This is a genomic window from Corallococcus carmarthensis (assembly GCF_003611695.1).
Lineage (GTDB): Bacteria > Myxococcota > Myxococcia > Myxococcales > Myxococcaceae > Corallococcus > Corallococcus carmarthensis.
In genome coordinates this window covers 38,939-62,052 of record NZ_RAWE01000016.1, presented here as the reverse complement: position 1 = coordinate 62,052, position 23,114 = coordinate 38,939, and the positions used below count along the sequence as shown (strand labels likewise).

Below are 23,114 nucleotides of genomic sequence, written 5' to 3'. Positions count from 1 at the left end.
CATGCCTCCTGTCTTCCTCAACCAGCTGGGCCTCGTCTGCGCGTTGGGCTCCGGGAAGCAGGAGGTGGCCCGGGCCCTGTTCGCGGACACCGTCTCCGGCGTCGCCGAACATGACGGCTTCGCGGACCGCCCACTGCACCTGGGCGTCGTCACGGCGAAGCTCGCGGCCCAGGACGCCCTGCCCCCTTCGCAGCACAGCCGCAACAACGCGCTGCTGCTCACCGCGCTGGAGCAGGTGCGCCCCGCAGTGGACGCCGCCATCGCCCGGTTCGGCCCCGCGCGCGTGGCGGTGGTGTTGGGCACCAGCACCTCCGGCATCGGTGAGAGCGAGGGCGCCATCGCCGGCCACCTGGCCACGGGACAGCTGCCCTCCCGCTTCCACCTGAATCAGCAGGAGCTGGGCTCCCCCGCGCTGGCGCTCACGCAGGTGCTGGGCCTGGGCGGTCCTGCCTACGTCATCTCCACCGCGTGCTCCTCCAGCGCCAAGGCCCTGGCCAGCGCGGCGCGGATGCTGCGCGCGGGCACCGTGGACGCGGTGCTGACGGGCGGCGTGGATTCGCTGTGCCGCTTCACCGTCGCGGGCTTCCGCTCGCTGGACTCCGTGAGTGAAGAGCGCTGCAACCCGATGAGCGCCCACCGCCACGGCATCAACATCGGCGAGGCCGCGGCGCTGTTCCTGATGACGCGCGAGCCGGGGCCGGTGCGCCTGTCCGGCTGGGGCGAGTCCTCCGACGCGCACCACATCTCCGCGCCGGAGCCCGGCGGCAAGGGCGCCATGGCCGCCATCCAGGAGGCCCTGAAGCGCGCGGGGCTCGCACCGGAGCAGGTGGACTACGTGAACCTGCACGGCACCGCGACGGTGCAGAACGACGCCATGGAGAGCCGAGCGGTGCACGCGCTGTTGGGGCCAGCCGTGAAGGCCAGCTCCACCAAGCCGCTCACCGGCCACACATTGGGGGCCGCGGGCGCGCTGGAGGCGGCCTTCGCGTACCTCACGCTGGTGGACAACCCGGAGGGACATCTGCCCGGGCACTTCTGGGACGGGGCCGTGGACGCCTCGCTGCCCGCGTTGTCGCTGGTGAAGCCGGGAGAGGTGCTGGGGCGTCCGGTGAAGAGCGTGCTGAGCAACTCATTCGCCTTCGGGGGCAGCAACGCCGCCCTCGTGCTGGAGCGCGCCTGATGCGCATCGTGATTGATCAGCCCGTCGAGGACCTGGTGCCCCACGAGGGGCGCATGCGGCTGCTCGACCGCGTCCTGGAGGGCGACGCGGACTCCCTGCTCGCGGAGGTCACCGTGCGCGAGGACAGCCTCTTCTACGCCGACGGCGTCGTGGGCGGCTGGGTGGGCATCGAGTACATGGCGCAGGCCGTGGCCGCCTGGGCCGGATGGCATGCGCGCAAGCGCGGCGGCACGCCCCGGGTGGGCTTCCTGCTGGGCACGCGCCGCTACGAGTGCAGCCGCCCCGTCTTCAAGCTGGGCGAGTGCCTGCGCATCGAGGTCCACCGCCAGTTCTCCGCGGACAACGGGCTGGGCCAGTTCGACTGCACCCTCACGGTGGGCACGGAGAAGGTGGCCACGGCGGCGCTGACGGTCTACGAGCCGCAACCGGGGCAGGACCTGGGAAGGGGCAACACAGATGGGTGACAAGACGGTGCTGGTGACGGGCTCCAGCCGGGGCATCGGCCGCGCCATCGCGCTGCGCCTGGCCCGCGACGGCTACGACGTCGTGGTGCACTGCAAGAGCCGGCGCGACGAAGCGGACGCCGTGGCCGCGCAGGTGCGCGCGGCGGGCCGCGAGGCGCGCGTGCTCCAGTTCGACGTGGCGGACCGCGCTGGCACGCAGGCCGCGCTGCTTCAGGATGTGGAAGCCCACGGCTGCTACTACGGCGTGGTGTGCAACGCGGGCATCGCGCGCGACAACGCCTTCCCCGCCATGACCGCGGACGAGTGGGACAGCGTCATCCACACCAACCTGGACGCCTTCTACAACGTGCTCAACCCGCTCACGATGCCGCTGGTGCGCCGCAAGAAGCCGGGCCGCATCGTCACGCTGGCGTCCGTGTCCGGGCTCATGGGCAACCGCGGCCAGGTGAACTACAGCGCCGCCAAGGCGGGCATCATCGGCGCGACGAAGGCGCTGGCGGTGGAGCTGGCCAAGCGCGACATCACCGTCAACTGCGTGGCGCCGGGCCTCATCGACACGGAGATGGTGCCTCCCGAAGTGTTGGAGGAAGCCATGAAGATCATTCCCGCCCGCCGGGTGGGCAAGCCCGAGGAGGTCGCCGCCGCGGTGAGCTTCCTCATGGCGGAGGACGCCGGGTACATCACGCGGCAGGTGATTTCGGTGAACGGGGGGATGATCGGATGAAGCGCGTGGTGGTCACCGGAGTGGGTGCGCTGAGCCCCCTGGGACACGACTGGACGACCGTCGAGGCGCGGCTGCGTGCGCGCCAGAACGCCGTCCAGGTGATGGAGCCCTGGAAGGCTTACGAAGGCCTCAACACGCGGCTGGGCGCGCCTGCCCTGCCGTTCGAACTGCCGTCGTCCACGTACTCGCGCAAGGCCACGCGCACCATGGGCCGCGTGGCGCTGATGGCGACGCGGGCCAGCGAGCTGGCGCTCCAGGACGCGGGCCTGTTGGGCAGCCCCCTGGTGAAGGGGGGGAAGATGGGCATCGCCTACGGCTCCTCCGCGGGGACGCCGGAGAACATGGGCGACTTCGGGAAGATGATCACCCACAAGACGACGGAGGGCATCACCGCGACGACGTACCTGCGGATGATGTCCCATACGGCGGCGGTGAACATCGGCGTCTTCTTCGGCATCACCGGCCGCATCGTCACCACGTCCAGCGCGTGCACCTCCGGCAGCCAGGGCATCGGCTACGCGTACGAGGCCATCAAGCTGGGCCGTCAGGTGGCGATGCTCGCGGGCGGCGCGGAGGAGCTGGACGCCACGGGCGCGGCGGTGTTCGACACCCTCTTCGCCACCAGCACGAAGCACAACGAGGCGCCGCACCAGTCCCCCCGCCCCTTCCACGCCGAGCGCGACGGACTGGTGCTGGGCGAGGGCGCGTGCACGCTGGTGCTGGAGGAGCTGGAGCACGCGAAGGCGCGCGGCGCGACCATCCACGCGGAGCTGCTGGGCTACGGCACCAACAGCGACGGCCGCCACGTGACGCAGCCCAACGCGGACACCATGGCGGAGGCCATGCGGCTGGCGCTGGAGGACGCGGGCGTGCCGGCGTCCGCCATCCCCTACGTCAACGCGCACGGCACGGCGACGGACACGGGCGACGTGGCGGAGAGCGCGGCGACGAAGGCCGTCTTCGGGGAGAAGGTCGCAATCTCCAGCCTCAAGAGCTACATGGGCCACACGCTGGGGGCCTGCGGCGCGCTGGAGGCGTGGATGAGCATCCAGATGATGCGCTCGGACTGGTTCGCGCCCACGCTGCACCTGACGGCGGGCTCCGTGGATCCCAAGTGCGCGCCCCTGGACTACGTCATGGGCGAGGGACGGGCCTTGCAGACAGACCTGGTGATGAGCAACAACTTTGCCTTCGGCGGCATCAACACGTCGTTGATCTTCCGCCGCTGGCCTTGATGCCTGGAGATCCCGCGATGAAGAAAGCCCTCCTGTTGCTGGCCCTGACCGCCGCGAGCCCCGCCCTGGCGCGCGACACCGTGACGAAGGTGAAGCTGGCGGATGTGATGGCCCTGCCCGAAGCCAAGGAGAAGCTGGACGGCTCGGTGAAGTTCTTCCTGGAAGGCGCGAAGACGCCCAACGTGCTGAAGACGCTGGGCAGCGACACCACGAACAAGAAGACCAACGGAGTGGGCAAGTCGGACGACTACGCCTGCAAGTGGGCCGCCCTCTCCGCGCTCATCGCCCTGCAGGAGGGCGCGAAGAAGAACGGCGCCAACGCGGTGGTCCACATCGTGAGCTACTACAAGAAGGTGGAGGGCAAGAGCGCCACCGAAATCGAGTGCCACGCCGGCAGCTTCGTCACGGGCGTCGCGCTCAAGGGCGACTACGTCACGATCGCGAAGTAGTCCGGTGCCCGCGCGCGGCGGCGCCTACCGCCGCGCCGGCATCTCGATGCGGCAGACGCTCGCGGGCGCCAGGTTCCGCGAGCGCATCCAGGCCTCCAGGTCGCGGTCGATGCGCGCCGAGGCCTCCGCGTTGAAGCGGCGGTTGTCCTGGAGCTTCCAGCCCTGCGGGTAGTTGCCCGAGTAGCCATTCACCGTGGGCACGCCGTGCTCCCCGGATGCCCACACGGCGTCCAGGTTGTACTTCCACTCCTGGGCCTCGCCGGACGTCGGCGCGTAGAAGAACGTCGTACAGCCGGGCGGGATGCGCGCGGCCACCGCCTCCACGTCCGCGCGGGCTTCGTGCCGGTCATAGAAGGGGCCGGTGAGCCCCTGCTCCAGCAGGCACAGCGCGCCCAGGCCCACCGCCAGCGCCGCGCGCCCGGAGTCCCACTGCCGCTGGAGGAACAGGGCCAGCCCCACGCCCGCGGGCACCAGCAGCCACATGCCGATGCGGGCCAGGGCCCGGATGGCCGCCGCGCCGGGCACGCCGTGGAACACGAGCCACCAGGGCGTGAAGCCGCCGGTGTAGCGCGAGGCGAGCACCAGCGTGGCCACCGCCACGACGAGCAGCAGCCGCACGGCGGGCCGCGAGCGCGCCTGCCACAGGCCGATGCCCGCCAGCACCGGAGTCAGGAAGCCGAAGCCCAGCCGGTGCTCCCACGCCACGGGCATGCGCTGGAACTTGGAGAAGCCATTCGTCCACCCGTACAGCCAGCTGTCCTGCCCCACGAAGAACCAGCTCCAGAAGCGCGGCACCATCGGTGAGACTTCAGAGAAGGTGCGCAGGCCCACCGTGCCAATGGCCTGACGCGAATGCAGGACGAGCGGCGCGAGCAGCGCCAGCCCCACGACGCCAAAGCCCACCAGCGCCGGGAGGTGGCGGCGCAGCGCCGTCAGCAGCGGACCGCGCGTGTCCTGGAAGGCGAGCCCGGCGATGAAAGCCAGCAGCAGGAAGAAGAAGAGGAACCAGCCCCAGTAGAAACCCGCGTAGAGCTGGGCCACGAACGCGCCCACGAGCAGCGCGGCCCAGGCAATCCCGCGCCGCCGGTCCGTCTCCGGCCGCGTCAGTACGATCACCGCGCCCACGGCGAGGAGCGCGAAGAACTGCCCTTCCAGCTGCGGGTGGTTGAGCTGGTTGATGCGCGGAGCGCCGGCCGTGAAGAGCACCGCGCCCACCACCGCTGGAAAGACACGCAGGCCGAACCCGCGCCGGAGCAGCCACACCGCCGCCGCGTAGTTGAGCGCCGCCATGGTGAGCGCCCATGCCTGCCACGACAGGTCCGCGCCCAGCCCCAGCGCTCGCCACACCCAGTAGAATGGCGCCACGCCCAGCAGCACGTCGGAGTACGCGGCGACGTTGGTCTCCGGGTGGAACATCGGCGGATCCCAGAAGCGCGCGTGCGCCGGGTCGCCGGACACGAAGCGCCAGCCGTGCTCCAGGATGTAGTGGTTGAAGCGAACGTCGCCCTCGTCGCCCTGCACCAGGCGCAGCCCGGACAGGATGGCGGGGTGGTGCGACAGCAGCAGGGCCAGCACGCCGCCAGCGAGGACGAGCAGGGCGACGCGGGTGCGTTCCGAGGCGGCGGTTCCCATGGACGCCGGGAGCGTTAACACAGAGGACACGCCCCCTGGAACGACGGAGGGCGCCCGGAAGCGCCCTCCATCACGGGGGTGCTGGACTCAGCGCACCGGCAGATCCAACCAGGACGGTCCGCCGAGCGACACCGTCGCGCCAGTGGTGTTGGCGTCCAGGTAGAGCGGGTCCTCCGTGTCGACGACGAGCGCCAGCCGGTGCAACACGGGCACGTCGTACGCCGTCGCGGGGAACGTCAGGTCCAGGTCCAGCGGCACGCCCGGCGTGGCGCCCTTCCAGGTGAGGGGCACGTGGGTGATGAGACCGCCGTAGTCACCGAGCAGATCATACAGGTAGGCGACGACCGTCCCCGACGCGGTGGAAGGCGTGATGCGCACGCGCAGGGCCGCCGAGCCACGGATGGAGATACCGCTCGTGGTGACGGACGACGTCCAGACTCCGGCGTTGAGGCGGTTGACGCCCGGCAGCCAGACCACGGGAGGAATGCCCGTCAGCGCCTGGAGCCCGTTGGTCAGGAGCGCCACGCCCGCGTCGGCGGAGGTGTCGAAGCCGGACCAGACGACCCGCGAACCACCCGACGTGGGCGCGCCGCCCAGGGTGCCGGTGCCATCCAGCACGCGGATGGCGCCCAGGCCGTAGCGCTGCGTGCTCCTGGCGACCGCGGCCCACGACGCATAGCCCTCCACGTCGCCGTCGTAGGTGCGCAGCACGACGGGCGCCTCGCGGGAGATGCCGGTGTCCACGCCCGCGACGTACTGGTCCATCCAGCGGCCGAAGCTGGTCCAGACGTGGTTGGGCAGTCCCAGGAGGCCCGTGGCCTCCACGACGGCGTGGTCGCCCGGGGCGAACTCCAGCCGCTTGGGCCCGGAGAGCTGGCCATAGAACGACACCAGCTGGTTGGGCGGGAAGAGGCTGTCGCCGTACGAATTGGCCATCAGGATGGCGGGCTTGTTCGTGTTGATCCGGCTGATGTACGTGGCCGCCGAGCGCACGCGCCCCCAGGTCTTGATGGACTCGATGTTCTGGTTGGCGAAGTAGTTGTCGATGGTCGTGCTGAGCTCGGGGCTGGGCCGGCCCAGCAGCGTCGCGGCCAGGTCGAGCAGCGCCACCGCCTGCGGACGCCGCGTCTCTCCGCCGAACAGCGAAGCCACCAGGTCCGACCAGCCGGAGAGCGCCGCCACCGCCTTCACGCGCGGGTCGAAGCCCGAGGCGATGAGCGCGATGCCCGCGCCATACGAAACACCCGCGAGCCCGATACGGGAGGAATTCGCGGTTGTGTTGGCAATCATCCAATCAATGACGCGCGTGGTGTCCGCGATGTCCGCCGGACCGGCCGTATCAATGCCACCGCCGGAGGCCCAGAAGCCGCGCGGCGTGTAGGAGAGCGCCACGTAGCCCTTCTGTGCCAGCGCATTGGCCTGGGCCAGATACTCCAGGTCGTTGAGCCCCCAGCTGGAGATGAAGATCACCGCCGGATGGGGCCCGGGCGTCGTGGGCGCGATGTAGTTCGCCTTGAGCACCGTGCCGTCGCTCGCGGTGATGTCGACGAACCGGAAGCCCGTCGTCGGAACAGCGGCCAGCACCGCGCTGGAGGCCGTGGCCCGGACCGGGAGGGCCGAGCCCGTGAGCGGCAGCAACAGGGACACCAAGACCACCGGTAGACGCATGCACCACGCAGGGAGTTTCAACGTCATTGAGACACCTCGGGGGCGGCAGGGGAGTGAAGCGCGGCCATCCTGAGACCCGTTGATTCCCGAGTCAATACATAGACAGGAATAAACTGCATTCCATACCAAATGCGATGTTTGTTATCTCAAAGCAGCTTCTGTTCCAGCACGTCGAAGGCCTCGACGACGGTCGCGGCGGCACGGCTGGCGGGGTACTCGCCGGAGAGCAACGTCCAGATCATCGTGTCCCGAAGCGCGCCGTCGGGCGCGACGAGCCGCTGTCGCAACGTGGCTTCATGGGTGAAACCCAGCCTCCGGGCGACCGCGGCGCTGCGGACGTTGCGGGGGTCGCAATGGATCTCCACCCGGCGCACGCCCTCCAGTTCGAACGCGACGCGGGTGAGCGCTCCGGCGATCTCCGTCGCGAGCCCCCGGCCGGTGTGGCGCTCCGCGATCCAGTATCCAATCTCCAGTGCACCCTCCCCCACCCGGGGATGCAGGCCCGTGCCGCCGAGGACCTCGGTGCCGTCGCGGCTGAACACGCCATAGGCGAAGTCCTGCCCCAGGTCGAAGAGTCCGCGCATCCGGCGAAGCTGCCCCGCCTGCTGCGACACGTTCATCGGGTAGCGCTTCGCCCATTCCATCCAGGGACGCAGGTGCTCCAGGCTGGCTTCGATGGCTCGGAGTGCCAGTGGGGCGTCGGCCGGTGACCAGCAGCGGAGGACGGTGTGCCCGGTCTGGACTGTGTATGCAGGACGGAATGCGGACGGAGTCATGCGTCCCCCTTGAATGGCTCAATCCCTGACCGTAACCGATCCCTGGGGGACAGATGGCCAGGGGGAACTGAAGTGCCAGCTTCCCGCATCCCGGACGCTCCCGCACTGGAGGGACGCTTTCATGCTGTCACTGCGACGCTGTCCGCCGTTCCTCGCTGTCCTGTTCGCGCTGTGTCTGGGAGGGTGGCCAGGGGCCGGAGCCCAGCCCCTGGCGCCCCTCACCCTGCCAGCAGGCTTCTCCTCCGAGCCCGTGGTCACGGGCCTGCAATACCCGACGACGTTCGCGAGCCTTCCCGATGGGAGCCTCCTCATCGCGGAGAAGGCAGGGGTGGTCCGGCTCTTCAAGCACGGCGTCCTCCAGCCCGTGGCTTTCCTCGACATCCGCGGGCGGGTGAACTCGCACCATGATCGCGGGCTGCTGGGGCTCGCGGTGGATCCCGACTTCGCCACCAATGGCTTCGTCTACCTGCTCTACACCTACGACGACGATGACACGGATGACGCCGGGCCCAAGACGGCGCGGCTGGCGCGCTACACCGCCCAGGGGGACATGGCTTCGCCCGCGAGCGAGGTCGTGCTGCTCGGCACCGTGGTGGGCAACTCCTGCAATGACTTTCCCGCGGGCGCGGATTGCATTCCCTCGGACAGCGAGTCGCACTCCGTGGGCACCCTCCGCTTCGCGCCGGACGGCACCCTCTTCGTGACGTCAGGAGACGGCGCCCGCTTCGACGCGGTCGACGACGACGCCCTGCGGGCGCAGAGTCTGGACTCGCTCGCGGGCAAGGTGCTGCACATCACCCGCTCCGGCGAGGGCGTGGCCTCGAACCCGTTCTGGAACGGGGATGCCCGGGCCAACCGCTCCAAGGTGTGGGCGCTGGGGCTGCGCAATCCCTATCGCTTCAGCCTGCGCCCGGGCACCTCCACGCCCTACCTGGGCGACGTCGGCTGGAACACCTACGAGGAGATCAACGTCGCGCTCCCGGGGGCGAACCTGGGCTGGCCCTGCTACGAGGGCCCCTTCCGCCAGAGCGGCTATGAACCCAAAGCCGTCTGCCAGGCCCTCTATGCACGAGGGCCCGGCGCGGTGCGGCCTCCGCTGTACGTCTGGGACCACGGCGTGGGCCAGACGGCCACGGGCGGCGGCTTCTACACGGGCATGGCGTACCCAGAGACGTGGCGGGGCGCCTACTTCTTCGGCGACTACAGCCAGCAGTGGATCCGCTCCCTGCGGGTGGATGCGAATGATCAGCTCGTGCCCGACAGCGTGACGTCGTTCGCGACCGGGGTGGGCGGGCTGGTGGAGCTCGGCATCGGGCCGGACTCCAACCTCTTCTTCGTGGACATCCTCGCGGGTGAGCTGCGCCGCATCCGCTACACGGAGGGCAACACGCCGCCCGTGGCCGTGGCGTCGGCGACACCTCGCAGGGGTCAGCCGCCCCTGCTCGTGCGCTTCTCCAGCGCGGGCTCGAACGACGCGGACGGTGACGCGCTCCAGTACCGCTGGGACTTCGGGGACGGCACCCCCGTGTCGACGCTGCCCGGCCCGGAGCACACGTATGCCGTGACCGGCTTCTACGTGGCCCGGCTGACCGTCAGCGATGGGCGCGGCGGCAGCCACTCCGCCGCCGTAAGCGTCACCGTGGGCAACGCGCTGCCGGTCGTGACCATCCACTCGCCCTCGCAGACGTACCGCTTCAAGGTCGGCGACGTGGTGACCTACTCGGGCTCGGCGGTCGACCCCAACGAGGGCCCCATTCCTGGCGACCGGCTGAGGTGGACCATCACCCTGCGCCACTGCACCTCGGGCAGCTGCCATACCCATCCGTACTCCACGAGCACGGGTGCGACCGGGTCCTTCACCGTCCCGGACCATGGTGACGAGGTGCACTTCGACATCAAGCTGACCGCGATGAACTCGACGGGGCTGACGAGCAGTTGGATGATCACCCTGGACCCGCAGCTCGTGCAGGTGACCCTCCAGACGTCACCGCCGGGGCTGGAGCTGGTGTTCGACGGCACGAGCGGGCCGTCGCCCCGGGTCCGCCCGGTCATCGTCGGCTCCACGCACACCCTGATCGCTCCGTCGCCCCAAGGTGTCTTCGAGTTCCGCGAGTGGTCGGACGGCGGGGCCGCGGCGCACGTCATCCAGGCCGGTTCGAGCGACGCCAGCTACACGGCGTTCTTCGAGGCCGTCGCCCCCACGGAGTGCCCGGTTGGACAGTACCGGGCGGAGTACTTCGGCAACCGGGACCTGGAGGGCTCCCCGGCGCGGGTGCGCTGCGAAGGGGCGCCGCTCAATAACTTCTGGGCCACGGGCAGCCCCGTGCCGGAGGTGGGGCCCGACGACTTCTCCGTGCGCTGGACGGGGCGGTTCTACTTCGCGTCGAGCCTGTACTTCTTCCTCGCCCAGGCGGATGACGGCGTCCGCGTGTTCGTGGACGGCTCTCGCATCATCGATGAGTGGAGGGACCAGTCGGCCATGAGCTTCGTCGTGGGCCGCTGGATGACCGCCGGAGAGCACACCGTGGTCATGGAGTACTACGAACACGGGGGCGATGCCGTGGCCGGGCTCCGCTGGACCCGCTGAGCCCGGAGGACAGCGCGGCGCGCCATTGTCCCGGGGCTCTACCCCGGACCCAGCGTCTGGAACGCAATGGCTGGGATGAAACCGCCGTTTGCGCTGTTGGCGATGCGCCCGCGTGCGCCAGAGTGCGCCACCCCGTTCGGGCACATCCAGGAGCTTCCATGTCGTTCCGTTCCAGACCGCCGTTTGGCGCCGCGCGCATGACGCTCGGCGTCTGCGCGTCCGCGCTCATCACCGCGTGCGCCTCCACTTCGCCCGCGGAGAAGTCCCCGCCGCCGGCGCAGGCCGCCGCCACCCCTGCCCCGGCGCCCACGGCCCCCGCCGCGCCCAAGCCGCACTACGGGAGCTTTGGCGTCGACACGCCGGGCATGGACACCTCCGTGGCCCCCGGCGACGACTTCTATCGCTACGTCAACGGCAAGTGGGCGGACACCACGGAGATTCCTCCGGACCGCTCCTCCTACGGCATGTTCTCGCGGCTGTCCGACGACGCCTCGCAGCAGACGCGCGAGTTGCTGGAGGCCGCCGCGAAGTCGGACGCCCCCGCCGGCAGCGAGGAGCGCAAGCTGGGGGACTACTACGCCAGCTTCATCGACGAGGCCGCCATCGAGGCCCGCGGCGCCACGCCGCTCAAGCCGGAGCTGGACCGCATCGCGGCCGTCGCCAACCGCAAGGACCTGGCCTCGTTGCTGGGCACCACGCTGCGCAGTGACGTGGATCCGCTCAACACCGGGCAGGCCACCACGGAGCGCCTGCTGGGCCTGTGGGTGGCGGAGGACCTGAACGACCCCAGCCGCTACGCCGCCTACCTCCTCCAGGGCGGCCTGGGCCTGCCGGACCGCGACTTCTATCTGAAGGACACGCCGCGCTTCAAAGAGGTGCGGGAGAAGTATCAGCAGCACATCGCCACCCAGCTGAAGAACGCCGGCATCCCCGGCGCGGAAGCCAAGGCGGGCGCCATCTTCGGACTGGAGAAGAAGATCGCCCAGGCCCACTGGGCGGCCCAGGACACGCAGGACGTGGCCAAGGTGAACAACCCCTGGAAGCAGGCGGACTTCGCGAAGAAGGCGCCCGGGATGGACTGGGCCGCGTACTTCGCGAGCGCGGGCCTGACGTCCCAGAAGGACTTCATCGCCTGGCAGCCCAGCGCCATCACCGGCATCGCGAAGCTCGTGGGCAGCGAGCCCCTCCAGACCTGGAAGGACTACCTGGCCTTCCACGCCATCCTGCGCGGCGCCTCGGTCCTGTCCAAGCCCTTCGTGGACGCGAGCTTCGACTTCAACGGCCGCACCATGTCCGGCGCGCAGCAGCTGCGCCCGCGCTGGAAGCGCGGCGTGGACTTCACCAACGGCGCCATGGGCGAGGCCGTGGGCAAGCGCTACGTGGACAAGCACTTCCCGCCGGCCGCCAAGGCCGAGGCGGACGTGATGGTGCGCAACATCCTGGCCGCGCTGGGCCGCCACATCGACGCGCTCGCGTGGATGTCGCCGGAGACCAAGGCCCGCGCCAAGGAGAAGCTGGGCACGGTGCAGGTGGGCATCGGCCACCCGGACACCTGGCGTGACTACTCCGGCCTGGAGATCGTCAAGGGAGACGCCTTCGGCAACGAGGAGCGCTCGGAGCTCTTCGAGCACAAGCGCAACCTGGCCAAGCTGGGCAAGCCCGTGGACCGCAAGGAGTGGTTCATGGCGCCCCAGGAGGTCAACGCGCTCAATTCGCCGCAGCAGAACTCCATCATCTTCCCGGCCGCCATCCTCCAGCCGCCCTTCTTCGACCCGAACGCGGACCCCGCCGTGAACTACGCGGGCATCGGCTCCGTCATCGGCCACGAAATCGTCCACAGCTTCGACGACGTGGGCGCGCAGTTCGACGCGAAGGGCAAGCTGTCCAACTGGTGGACGCCCAAGGACCTGGAGCAGTTCAAGGCCGCGGGCAAGGCGCTGGCCGCCCAGTACGACGCGTACAAGCCCCTGCCCGACATGAACGTGAACGGCGAGCTGACGCTGGGCGAGAACATCGCCGACGTGGCCGGCGTCTCCATCGCGCATGACGCCTACGTGATGTCCCTGGAGGGCCAGCCCGCGCCCACGCTGGACGGCTTCACGGGCGAGCAGCGCTTCTTCCTGGGCTTCGCGCAGGCGTGGCGCAACAAGTTCCGCGAGCCGCTGCTGCGCCGGCTGCTCGTGACGGATGGCCACTCGCCCGGCATGTTCCGCGCGGCCACCGTGCGCAACCTGGACGCGTGGTACCCGGCGTTCGACGTGAAGCCCGGCCAGGGCCTCTACCTGAAGCCGGAGCAGCGCGTGAAGGTCTGGTAGTCGAAGCCCCACCTGCGCCGGGCGCACGAAGGCCGTGCGTCCGGTGCACTGGTGCCAGGCGGGGCGCGGGCGCACGGTGGGGGCATGACCACGACCCTTCATTCGCCCCCTGTCGCCTCGCTGCTCGCCCACCTCTTCGCGGACGCACGGAAGACGGACGCCGCCGTGCTCGCGCCCTTCAGCGCCCTTCCTCCCGAACAGCGCAGGGCCACGCTGAACCACGACCCGCGCGCCTTCTACGCGAGCGTCGCGGAGGCGTACCTGCCGGTGTCGGAGGAGCTGGGCCGGCTGCTCTACGCGCTCGCCCGCGCGCGCCGCGCCCGCACGGTGGTGGAGTTCGGTACGTCCTTCGGCATCTCCACGGTGCACCTGGCGGCGGCGCTGCGCGACGGCGGCGGCGGCCGGATCATCACCACGGAGTACGAGGCCTCCAAGGTGCGCCGGGCGAAGGAGCACCTCACGCAGGCGGGGCTGGTGGACCTGGTGGAGTTCCGCGTGGGCGACGCGCTGGAGACGCTGCGCACGGACGTGCCGGACGGCATCGACCTGGTGCTCTTCGACGGCGCGAAGCCGCTGTACCTGCCGCTCTTGCGGCTGCTGGAGCCGAAGCTCGCGCCCGGCGCCATCCTGGTCGCGGACAACGTGAAGATGAGCCCGGAGTTCGCGGCGCACCTGGCGCGGCCGGAGCACGGCTACGTCACCATTCCCCTGCCCTGGGAGGACGACGACTGCCTCTTCGCCGTGCGCGCCGCCTGACGGCCCGTAGCTGGGAGGCGGCCCGCGGCTAGGATGGCCCGGATGGCGGACCTGGATCTGAACCTGCTCGTGGCGCTCGACGCCCTCCTGCGCGAGGGCAGCGTGGCGCGCGCCGCGGACCGGCTGGGCCTGAGCGCGCCGGCCATGAGCCGCACGCTCACCCGCATCCGGACCGCCATGGGGGACCCGGTGCTGGTGCGCGCCGGACGCGGGCTGGTCCCCACGCCCCGGGCCCTGGCGCTCCAGGCGCAGGTGCGCGCCGTGGTGCGGGATGCCACCGCGCTGCTCGCGCCGGGAACGCCCACCGCGCCGGAGCAGCTGACGCGCACGCTGACGCTGCGGGTGAACGACGGCGTCATCCCGCTGCTGGGCACCGCGCTCCACCAGCGGGCTCGCGCCGAGGCCCCCGGCGTGACGCTGCGCTTCGTGCCCGAGGGGACGGAGGACGTGGAGTCCCTGCGCGACGGCGAGGTGGACCTGGACATCGGCGTGCAGGGCGCGCTGGGTCCGGAGATCCGCGTGCAGCGGCTGGGCGAGGAGTCCTTCATGTGTCTCGTGGGGCGGGCCTCCCCGCTCTCCCGGGGACGGCTGACGCTGGAGCGCTTCGCCCGCGCCGACCATGTCGGCGTGTCGCGGCGGGGCAAGCTGCGCACCCCGCTGGACGACGTGCTGGAGAAGCACGGCCATACGCGCCGGGTGACGGCGGTGGTGCCCAACATGCTCGCCGCGGCGGCGCTCGTCGCGGGGACGGACGCCGTCACGGTGGTGAACGGCGGGTTTGCTCGCACGGTGGCCGCGCTGATGCCCGTCAAGGAGCGCCCCGTGCCGCTGCCCCTGCCACGCGTCGCCGTCGCGCAGGCGTGGCACCCGCGCTTCGACCGCGACCCCGCGCACGTCTGGCTGCGGCGCACGGTGAAGGCGCTCTGCGAGGCGCCCACCCTGGGTGCTATTCCGGGTCGCCCGTGACGAGCGCGAGGGCGAAGCCGTCGTACCCCTTACTGCCCACCGTCTGCACGGCGGTGGCGCTCACGCGAGGCTCGGCGGCCACGGCCTCATAGAAGCGGCGCATGCCCTGGACGTTCGCGTCGGGGCTGTCCGCGTCCACGATGCCGCCCTTGCGCACGACGTTGTCCGTGAGGATGACGCTGCCCTTGCGCGACAGCTTGAGCGCCCACGCGAAGTACTCCGCCGTGCGCACCTTGTCCGCGTCGATGAAGGTCAGGTCGAACGGCGCCTGCCCCTCCTTCTCCAGCTGGGCGAGCGTGTCCACCGCGTTGCCCAGCCGCACCTCCACCACGCCGGACAGGCCCGCGCGGGCGATGTTCTCCCGCGCCACCTCCGCGTGCTTCGGCACCGCCTCCAGCGTGATGATGCGGCCTCCCGGCGGCAGCGCCCGCGCGAGCCACAGCGTGCTGTAGCCCCCCAGCGTGCCCACCTCCAGGATGCGCTTCGCGCCATGCAGCTGGGCCAGGAGCATCAGCAGCTTGCCCTGGTTCGGCGCCACGTTGATGGCGGGCAGCCCCGCCTTCGCGCTCGCCTCCAGGGCCGCGTCCAGCGCGGCGTCCGGCGCCACCATGTGGTCGGTGATGTAGCGGTCGACAGCGGTCCACTGCTCCTGGCTCATGCGTCCTCCCAAAAAACCATTGAGGCGAAACTTAAAATAGCGCGATGCGACAATGTAGGAGTCAGTAGGCATCTCCGCCTTCCCCCACGGAGGAACACCATGGAAATCAACCGCAAGTCGCCCGCCTCCATCGCCCCCACGGCCCGCACGGAGACCTCTCGCGCCCAGGGGCCGAAGGCGAAGCCCCTGACGGTGCGTGACGGCTTCGACACCCAGGGTGCGCGGCCGACCAACTTCGTGGACCGCCCGACGGGCCGCCCCACGACTCCGGGCGCCAGCGTGCCGGCGTCGGCCTTCACGTTCGGCGGCGCCAACGTCGCGGTGAAGCCGGGCGCGAACAAGGTCGTCGACGCGAAGCAGGTGGATCCGTCGCAGCCGAAGCCCAAGCTCACGGGCGAGCCGGTCATCGCGGTCATCGACGGCGGCGTGGACTTCAAGCACACCGACCTGGACGACGCGATGTGGACGAACCCCGGTGAAATCGACGGGGACGGCATCGACAACGACAAGAACGGCATCGCGGACGACATCCACGGCTTCAACGTGGGCACCGGCAAGGGCGACCCGTTCAAGGGCGAGGGCACGGACCACGGCACGCACGTGGCGGGCATCATCGCCGCCGAGGACAACGGCGAGGGCAACACCGGCATCGCCGCGGGCAAGGCGAAGATCTTGAGCGTGGGCGGCCTGTACGACGGCGCGGACCTGCTCACCAACTTCGAGCGCTCGGTGGACTACCTGGTGAAGATGAAGACCGAGCACGGCGTGAACATCCGCGCCGCGAACGCGAGCTTCGGGGATTCCTACCGCGACGCCGCGTCCCAGAAGCGCTGGGAGGCCGCCATCCAGAAGCTGGCGGACGCGGACATCCTGCTCGTCGCCGCGACGGCCAACGGCAACGGCAGCAACATGAACAACGTGCCGGACATGCCGGCCAACGTGGACCTGCCCAACGTCCTCACCGTGGCGTCCATGGACCGCAACAACGACAAGCTGGCCCGCTTCTCGTCGCACGGCGACAAGGTGGTGGACCTGGCCGCCGTGGGCGAGGACGTGCTCAGCACCGTGCCCGGCAATGACTGGGAGGAGATGAGCGGCACCTCCATGGCCACGCCCACCGTGGCCGCCACCGCCGCGCGCATGTTCGCGGAGAACCCGGACCTGACGGCCGTGCAGGTGCGCGACCTCATCCTCAAGACGGTGGAGCAGGACCCGGACCTCAAGGGCAAGGTCATCACCGGCGGCAAGCTGGACATCCAGGCCGCCATCGACGCCGCCAAGGCCACCGTGGAGCCCAAGCCGCAGACGCAGGCCGTCGCCTCGCGCTGAAGCCTCTCCGAAGACCGCATGCCTTCTTCCGGGCCGGGTGCGCTGCGTGCGCGCCCGGCCCGTTGTCTTTCATCGCTTCAGGGGGTGAAGACCTCCGTGACGCGCGAAATCCCGTCGCCGCCCGTCACCAGCACCCGGCCCGTCGGCAGCAGTGTCGCCGCGTGGCCGCTGCGGACCACCTCCAGCCCGCCGGTGGCTCGCCAGACGCGCAGGTCCGGGTCATAGACCTCCGCGGTGGCCAGGGGGACCTGGCTCCCACCGCCGCCCCCCGTCACCAGCACCCGGCCGGACGGAAGCAGCGTGGCCGTATGGGAGCCGCGAGCCTCGGACATCCGTCCGGTGGACGCCCAGGTGCCCGTGCCGGGGTCGAACAGCTCCGCCGTGGCGAGCAGGACTGAACCGTCCGAGCCCCCCGTCACCAACACCCGGCCCGTCGGGAGCAGCGTCGCCGTATGTCCCGAGCGGGCGGACGCCATGCTCCCGGTGGAGGACCAGGTGCCCGCCGCCGGGTCATACAGTTCCGCCGTGGTGACGGGACCGATGCTCCCGTCTCCGCCCGTCACCAGCACCCGGCCCGACGGCAACAGCGTCGCAGTGTGCCCCGAACGGGCGGTGGACAGGCTTCCGCTGGTGGACCAGACACCGGTCGCGGGGTCGTACAGCTCCGTGGCGCGGAGGGTGTCACTGCCGCCCACCACCAGCACCCGGCCCGACGGCAGCAGCGTCGCAGTGTGCCCCGAACGAGCCGCGGAGAGGCGCTCCGTGGTGGACCATGTGCCGGTCGTGGGGTCGTACAGCTCCGTCGTGGCCGACGGTCCCTTGTCGGTACTCCCGCCTGTCACCAGCACCTGGCCCGACGGCAGCAACGTGGCCACGAACAACGAGCGGGAGACGCTCATCCCCCCCGTGGGCATCCAGCTTTCGTTCTTCAGGCTGAACCGCTCCGCCGTGGCCACGGGGGCCGTGCCCGAGAAGCCCCCCGCGACGAGAACGTCTCCCGAAGGCAGCAACGTGGCCGAATGTGAGGCGCGGCCCGTGGCCAGCGCGCCCGTGGCGCTCCAGGCACCCGTGCCCGGCGAGTAGACCTCCGCGGTGGCGAGGTCCGACGTCAAGCCATCCGTGCCTCCCGTCACCAGCACCCGGCCAGACCTGAGCAGGACGGCAACGTGATTGTAGCGCTGCGCGGTCAGCCCGACCGTGGAGGTCCAGGTCCCGGTCGCCGGGTCGTAGAGCCGCGCCGTGACGTCGGTCTTCCCTCCCGCCAGACCTCCAGCGAGCAGCACCTTGCCCGACAACAGCAACGTCGCGGTGGCGTTGACGAGGGTCGTGTCCAGACCGCCCGTCGCCGTCCACGTGCCCTTCGCCGGGTCGTAGAGTTCCGCGTTGGCGAGCGCGGCGCCGAAGCTGCGGCCTCCCACGGTCAGCACCTTGCCGGACGGCAGCAGCGTGACCGTGTGGAGATAGCGATCCGAGGCCAGGCTGCCCGTAACGCTCCAGGTGCCCGTCGCCGGGTCGTAGAGCTCGGACACCGCACGGGAGCCGCTCATGGTGAAGCCCCCCGTCACCAGCACCTTGCCCGACGGCAGCACCGTAAGCGCGTGCAGGGAGCGGCCCCCCGCCATGCTGCCAGTGGCGCTCCAGGTTTCCGTGGCGGGGTCATACACCTCCGCCGTGGCGATGCCCGCTCCCGAGGCGTAGCCGCCCGACACCAGCACCTTGCCCGACGGCAGCAGGACCGCCGCGTGATTGAAGCGGACGGTGGACATGGAGCCCGTGGCGCTCCAGGTGCCCGTGCTGGGGTCGTACAGCTCCGCCGAGGCGGTAGAGGAGCCGCCCCCGTCGCCTCCCGTCACCAGCACCTTGCCTGATGGCAGAAGTGTCGCGGTGTGCGACTGGCGAGCCCGGGTCATGGTCCATGTGGAGAGCCACGTCCGTGTCACGGGATCGAACAACTCCGTGACGGTGCTACTCGAATGTCCCGTCACCAGCACCTGGCCCGACAACAGCACCGTGGCGGTGTGGGACGATCGGCCCCTCGACAGAGTTCCCGTCGGTCGCCACGTAGGGCAGTCCGGCATGCCGACGGCGACGAACGACGCCACGGCCGACAGGTCCAGGGCATTGGTGACGGTCACGGTGAACGACGCGACGACCCCGGGCTCCAGGCACTGCGGCGCCGTCCAGACAATCTGGCTGGTGGTGGCCGTCTCCTGCGCGGCGCCCTGCGTCCCGACGTTCGCGGTCCAGGAGAAGCGCAGCGCGCTGCCCTGCGGGTCCTGCGCGGCAACGCGGAAGGTGAGCCGTCCCCCGCCCTCCACGTAGTGGGAGGCCGCGGGAGCCTCCAGGAACAGCGGAGGCCGCGACGTCCCCGCGTCACCGGTTCCTGCGTCGTCGGTGCCCGCGTCCTGACCGTCTCCCGCGTCGCCATTTCCCCCCGCGTCGGGCGCCTGCGCGCCGCAGCGCTCCGGATTGCGCAGGCAGAACTCACGTCCCTCCTGATCGAAGTCGGTGCAGCCGCAGAGCGCGGCCAGCAGCCCGCCCACCCAGAGGATGCGAAGTGCGCGCGAGTTCACGGCCACCTCCCGGACACGAAGGCGGACGTCCCATCCGTCCCCAGTTGGATGCCCACCTTCTCTGGAGGCCCGCCCAGCAGGTACATGCCCGCGGAGAGCCCCAGCCCCGCCACGCCCGCCCCCGCGAGAACCAGGCCCACCGTCTGGAATGCCTTCCCCCGCGACACGCTCCGGTCCACGTCCTGGGAGGTCGCGAGGCTGACGTCGTCACTTCGCAACCGGGAGCGCTCACCACGGGCCTGGAGATAGGACACCCCACCGCCCACCAGCAGCACCCCGCCCACCGTCGCGGGAATCCACGCGCGGCCGCGAACGCTCGACCGCGTGGAGACCTCCGGCGCGGGAGCCACGGCCGGAGCCTGCGACTCCACCACCGCGACGGGCCCTGGAGGCGCGGTGGACACGGGAGGAGGAGGCACTCGCGCCACGTCGCCGCGAACCTCCTGCTTCGCCAGCTCGCGCAACACCTGCTGGCGCACGGTCTCGAAGCGCTGCTCCACCTTGGGCGAGACCTTCAACGGCAGCTCCGCCCCGGGCTGGAGCAGGAGCCCCACCCGGAAGGCCGCGCTGGACGACTCCGTCCTGCCCAGGTCCGCCAGGATGACGCCTTCGTAGAGCGACAGGAGCACGTCGTCCGCCTCCCCCGACGAATACCGCCTGGCGCGGGACAGCTCCGCCAGCGCGCGTTCGTATTCGAGCTCGTCGTAGAGCTGACGCGCCGCAATCACATACGTCTGGAAGGGCCCCGGCTCCTGGGCCCGCGCACCGGAGGGAACCAGCACGAAGCCCGCCACCAGCAGCCAGCAGCCCACGGCCGCACGCACACCTCTTCGTACCTGGAGCCTGAAGCCCCGTTCCTGATCGCGCATGAAGTCCCCCGGTCGTCGCGAACCCCGACTCTACAGGCGCTGACACGCACTGTTCGTGAATCCCTGTCCCCTCCGGGTAGGCCTTCAACACACACAGGGAAAGAGGTTTTTTCCGCTTCAGACGCAACTTCCCCGGGGTGCCGTGAGACAATCCGGGAGCCATTGCTTCACGTTGAGGGGGAAGTCCGTGACCGTCCGCATTCCGTCCGCTGGTGTCCCGCAGACGCGCCTGCCCGATGCGCAGCCCGTCGCGCCGCGCGCGCCCATTGCTCCGGCGCGGGGCTACGCCACCAACGACACCTTCCAGGCGGACGCCGGTGAGATTGGACGCCGGGGCGGGGCGCAGCGCGCGACGCCTCCCGCCACCACGCAGCCGGCCGCGCGCGCCGCCAGCACGCGCGCGGAGCCGCTGCAGCCGGAGACCAACACCGCCCTCCAGGCCCGCCTCTCCACGATGCCCGCGCCCGAGCGCGCGCGCGCCACGCAGTTCCTGAACCAGCACGTCCTCAACACGCCCAACGCGGACCGCGCCACGCGCACGTACCTGGACCTGTCCGCGATGCAGGCCGCGCGTCCGGCCCGGCTGAGCGTGGACACAGTGGAGACGCTGACGCGCGGTGTGGCGGAGCCTCGCGGCACCGGCGCCGCCGGCCAGGAAGGCATCCTGGGCCCGGCCCAGGCACGGGCCGCGGCGAGCGCCATCGTGGGCATGACGGGCGAGGACTTCACCGCGCTCCAGGGCACCCTGCGCAACGCGGGCACGCGCGACGGCCAGCCGGTGCCCAACGCGGACGTGCAGACGGAGCGCGCGCTCATCCTCAAGGCCGTGGGTGCGCGCAACCAGGAGCTGGCGTCGCCCGGCGTCCTGGACCGCGTGCGCAACGCCTTCGGGGACACGACCCGGGAGATGGACGACGTGGCGCGCTTCGGGCGGGACATCGCGGGCACCCCGCGACAGACGCTCATCGACCAGTCCACCGCCATCGACGTGAACGCGGGCTCGCGCGCGCTCCAGCAGCGCTTCGACGACTCGTGCGCCCCCACGGCGGCGCAGATCGCCCACGCGGACGCGGACCCCATCTACGCGCGCCGGATGCACCGCGAGCCCATCCACAGCCTGGATGCGAACACGAACATCGGCCGCGAGCAGCGGCGCGTGCTGGAGCGCGGGAACGGCATCGCGCGGCCCCGCCAGGGCGGCACCGGAGACAGCCTGGGCGTCTCTCCGGACGCCATGCGGGACATGTTCAACCGGGGCGTCAGCCCCAACAGCAACCGCACCTACGCCACCCAGACGATCGCCGACACGCCCCAGGCGCGGCAGGGCGCGCTGGACCGCGCGGACCGGCTGCTGCGCGACGGCGTGGACGTGCCCTTCGCCGTCCTCTGGAACGGCGGCGGCGGCCACGCGATGGTGATGTCCGACGCGCGCGGCCAGGGTGCCAACCGCGAGTACCTGGTCACCGACCCCATGGACGGCAGGACGGGCTGGGTGCGCGGCAGCGACATCGCGGCCGGCAACACCCGCATCGGCCCGGGCCAGGGCCGCCTCGCCTGGACCTTCGAATAGCCCTTCGCCTCGCTGCATCCGTCCGGGCCCCCTCGCCATGCACATGGCGGGTGTGGGCCCGGAAGTCGTTCCAGGGCCCCTGGCCTCACGGCTGCTACGGTGGCCCATCCCCATTGCCCGTGAGTCCTCCATGCGCGCGCCTTCCGTGATGCGTCTCCTCGTGCTGTCCGTGCCCCTCTTCTCCGCGCCCGCGTGGGCCATCGAGCGCTGCTCGTTCCAGGGCCAGTCCATCAACCTGGACAACGGCAACTCCACCGCGAACCTCACCGGCACCGTGCGCTGCGTGGACGAGGACACGAAGAAGGAGACACACACCGTCTCGTTCAAGAACGGCAAGCAGGACGGCTGGGAGGTGCGCCGCTGGTCCGACGGCCGCGCCGTGGAGCAGGAGTACCGCGCCGGCAAGCGGCAGGGCGGCTTCAAGCGCTACGAGGAGGGCCGGCTGGTGGAGACCGCGCAGTATGCGGACGACAACCCGCGGGGCGAGGAGCTGCGCTACCACCCCAACGGCAAGGTGTCCCGGCGCGTGGACCGGCAGCCGGAGGACGACAAGAGCACCTTCGCGGACTACGACGAGACCGGGCGGCTCACCAAGGCGGGCTGCGGCCTGCAGTCGTCGTGGGAGGCGGGCCTGAAGGACTGTGTCTGGAAGGGGCCCTCGCCGCTCGTGTTCTTCCATTCGAACGGACAGAAGCGCTCCGTCATCCCGCTGAAGAACGGGCGGCGCGAAGGCGTGACGGAGAGCTTCGACAAGGACGGGCAGCGCACCGCGACGAACGCGTTCTCCGCGGGCGTGCTCGACGGCGTGAGCACGCAGTACGCCGACGGGAAGGCCCTCCGCTCCACCACCTGGGTCAAGGGCCAGAAGGAGGGCGACGAGACGGAGTTCTTCAAGGATGGCGGCAAGATGAACGTCGTCACCTGGAAGGACCGCAAGCAGGTGAAGCGCGTGGAGTACTTCCAGAACGGCGAGCGCAAGCACGAGTTCGTCGCGACGGGAGACCGCGCGGTGGACTCCACCTTCGAGGACGACGGCTCGCTGCGCGAGCGGCAGAACCTGGCCGCCATCGAAGGCCGCTACAGCTTCGTGCCCGACGGCGTGACGGAGAGCTTCCTGCCGGACGGCGGCACCTGGAGCCGCGAGCACTACATGAAGGGTGACGCGGAAGGCCGCCGCCAGGTGTGGGCGGAGAACGGCACCCTCATCGAGGACTCGCAGTGGTCCAAGGGCCGCGTCACCGAGCGCAAGCGCTGGGACCCCGACGGCGGGCTGGTGGAGGACGAGGCCTTCTACGAGGACGGCTCGCGCAAGAAGAAGAAGTAGGCCCCGGGCGGGCCGCCTTGACGGATGATGGTCGAAATA

18 protein-coding genes are annotated in these 23,114 nt (G+C 70.7%); 12 read left to right on the top strand and 6 right to left on the bottom strand.

Annotated elements, in window-relative coordinates:
* Nucleotide 1 precedes the first annotated feature (1 nt).
* From D7X32_RS07315 to D7X32_RS07295, 5 genes are read left to right on the top strand one after another with little or no spacing between them, the layout of a single operon-like run.
* Nucleotides 2-1,180: a beta-ketoacyl-ACP synthase gene (locus D7X32_RS07315; RefSeq protein WP_120601785.1), complete on the top strand. Its 1,179-nt coding sequence runs from the start codon at nt 2-4 to the stop codon at nt 1,178-1,180.
* Nucleotides 1,180-1,644, top strand: coding sequence for a hotdog family protein (locus D7X32_RS07310; RefSeq protein ID WP_244238892.1), 465 nt, complete (start codon nt 1,180-1,182; stop codon nt 1,642-1,644). The genes D7X32_RS07315 and D7X32_RS07310 overlap by 1 nt, the downstream gene beginning before the upstream one ends.
* Nucleotides 1,637-2,368 carry a 3-oxoacyl-ACP reductase FabG gene (fabG, locus tag D7X32_RS07305; RefSeq protein ID WP_120601783.1) on the top strand — a complete coding sequence of 244 codons (732 nt, stop codon included), beginning with the start codon at nt 1,637-1,639 and terminating at the stop codon, nt 2,366-2,368. Before D7X32_RS07310 ends, fabG begins: the two co-directional genes overlap by 8 nt.
* Nucleotides 2,365-3,603, top strand: coding sequence for a beta-ketoacyl-ACP synthase (locus D7X32_RS07300; protein WP_120601782.1), 1,239 nt, complete (start codon nt 2,365-2,367; stop codon nt 3,601-3,603). The genes fabG and D7X32_RS07300 overlap by 4 nt, the downstream gene beginning before the upstream one ends.
* A gap of 17 nt (nt 3,604-3,620) precedes the next feature.
* A complete protein-coding gene (locus tag D7X32_RS07295) occupies nt 3,621-4,052 on the top strand; it encodes an excinuclease ATPase subunit (protein WP_120601781.1) in 432 nt (143 codons plus the stop codon).
* 24 nt (nt 4,053-4,076) lie between these two features.
* Here D7X32_RS07295 and D7X32_RS07290 read toward each other — a convergent pair whose 3' ends face one another.
* The 3 genes from D7X32_RS07290 to D7X32_RS07280 all read right to left on the bottom strand — a co-directional run bounded on the left by D7X32_RS07290 (nt 4,077) and on the right by D7X32_RS07280 (nt 8,128).
* Complete coding sequence (locus tag D7X32_RS07290; RefSeq protein ID WP_120601780.1) at nt 4,077-5,684, bottom strand: DUF2339 domain-containing protein; 1,608 nt, start codon at nt 5,682-5,684, stop codon at nt 4,077-4,079.
* 87 nt (nt 5,685-5,771) lie between these two features.
* Nucleotides 5,772-7,331: a CocE/NonD family hydrolase gene (locus tag D7X32_RS07285; protein WP_244238891.1), complete on the bottom strand. Its 1,560-nt coding sequence runs from the start codon at nt 7,329-7,331 to the stop codon at nt 5,772-5,774.
* Nucleotides 7,332-7,498: 167 nt separating this feature from the next.
* On the bottom strand, nt 7,499-8,128 hold the full coding sequence (locus D7X32_RS07280) for a GNAT family N-acetyltransferase (RefSeq protein WP_120601778.1): 630 nt from the start codon (nt 8,126-8,128) through the stop codon (nt 7,499-7,501).
* 121 nt (nt 8,129-8,249) lie between these two features.
* On the opposite strand from D7X32_RS07280, the gene D7X32_RS07275 reads away from it, so the two are divergent.
* From D7X32_RS07275 to D7X32_RS07260, 4 genes are all read left to right on the top strand, one after another.
* The gene (locus D7X32_RS07275) at nt 8,250-10,715 is read left to right on the top strand and encodes a PQQ-dependent sugar dehydrogenase (protein ID WP_244238890.1); all 2,466 of its coding nucleotides are present in this window, start codon (nt 8,250-8,252) and stop codon (nt 10,713-10,715) included.
* 158 nt (nt 10,716-10,873) lie between these two features.
* Nucleotides 10,874-13,030, top strand: a complete 2,157-nt coding sequence (locus D7X32_RS07270; RefSeq protein ID WP_120601777.1) for a M13 family metallopeptidase — start codon at nt 10,874-10,876, stop codon at nt 13,028-13,030.
* 84 nt (nt 13,031-13,114) lie between these two features.
* Nucleotides 13,115-13,786 carry an O-methyltransferase gene (locus tag D7X32_RS07265; protein ID WP_120601776.1) on the top strand — a complete coding sequence of 224 codons (672 nt, stop codon included), beginning with the start codon at nt 13,115-13,117 and terminating at the stop codon, nt 13,784-13,786.
* Nucleotides 13,787-13,828: 42 nt separating this feature from the next.
* Nucleotides 13,829-14,752, top strand: a complete 924-nt coding sequence (locus D7X32_RS07260) for a LysR family transcriptional regulator (protein WP_120601775.1) — start codon at nt 13,829-13,831, stop codon at nt 14,750-14,752.
* Here D7X32_RS07260 and D7X32_RS07255 read toward each other — a convergent pair.
* Nucleotides 14,733-15,410 carry an O-methyltransferase gene (locus tag D7X32_RS07255; protein WP_120601774.1) on the bottom strand — a complete coding sequence of 226 codons (678 nt, stop codon included), beginning with the start codon at nt 15,408-15,410 and terminating at the stop codon, nt 14,733-14,735. The two genes, D7X32_RS07260 and D7X32_RS07255, sit on opposite strands and share 20 nt — an antisense overlap.
* 99 nt (nt 15,411-15,509) lie before the next feature.
* On the opposite strand from D7X32_RS07255, the gene D7X32_RS07250 reads away from it, so the two are divergent.
* On the top strand, nt 15,510-16,739 hold the full coding sequence (locus D7X32_RS07250) for a S8 family serine peptidase (RefSeq protein WP_120601773.1): 1,230 nt from the start codon (nt 15,510-15,512) through the stop codon (nt 16,737-16,739).
* Nucleotides 16,740-16,816: 77 nt separating this feature from the next.
* Here D7X32_RS07250 and D7X32_RS07245 read toward each other — a convergent pair whose 3' ends face one another.
* Nucleotides 16,817-19,312 carry a Kelch repeat-containing protein gene (locus D7X32_RS07245; RefSeq protein ID WP_244238889.1) on the bottom strand — a complete coding sequence of 832 codons (2,496 nt, stop codon included), beginning with the start codon at nt 19,310-19,312 and terminating at the stop codon, nt 16,817-16,819.
* A complete protein-coding gene (locus D7X32_RS07240; protein ID WP_120601772.1) occupies nt 19,309-20,136 on the bottom strand; it encodes a hypothetical protein in 828 nt (275 codons plus the stop codon). The genes D7X32_RS07245 and D7X32_RS07240 overlap by 4 nt, the downstream gene beginning before the upstream one ends.
* 232 nt (nt 20,137-20,368) lie before the next feature.
* Here D7X32_RS07240 and D7X32_RS07235 point away from each other — a divergent pair, with 232 nt between their 5' ends.
* Both D7X32_RS07235 and D7X32_RS07230 read left to right on the top strand, forming a co-directional pair.
* The gene (locus tag D7X32_RS07235) at nt 20,369-21,751 is read left to right on the top strand and encodes a hypothetical protein (protein WP_120601771.1); all 1,383 of its coding nucleotides are present in this window, start codon (nt 20,369-20,371) and stop codon (nt 21,749-21,751) included.
* Nucleotides 21,752-21,881: 130 nt separating this feature from the next.
* Entirely contained in the window at nt 21,882-23,075 is a 1,194-nt protein-coding gene (locus tag D7X32_RS07230) for a toxin-antitoxin system YwqK family antitoxin (protein WP_158625625.1), read from the top strand.
* The last annotated feature ends 39 nt before the right edge of the window (nt 23,076-23,114 follow it).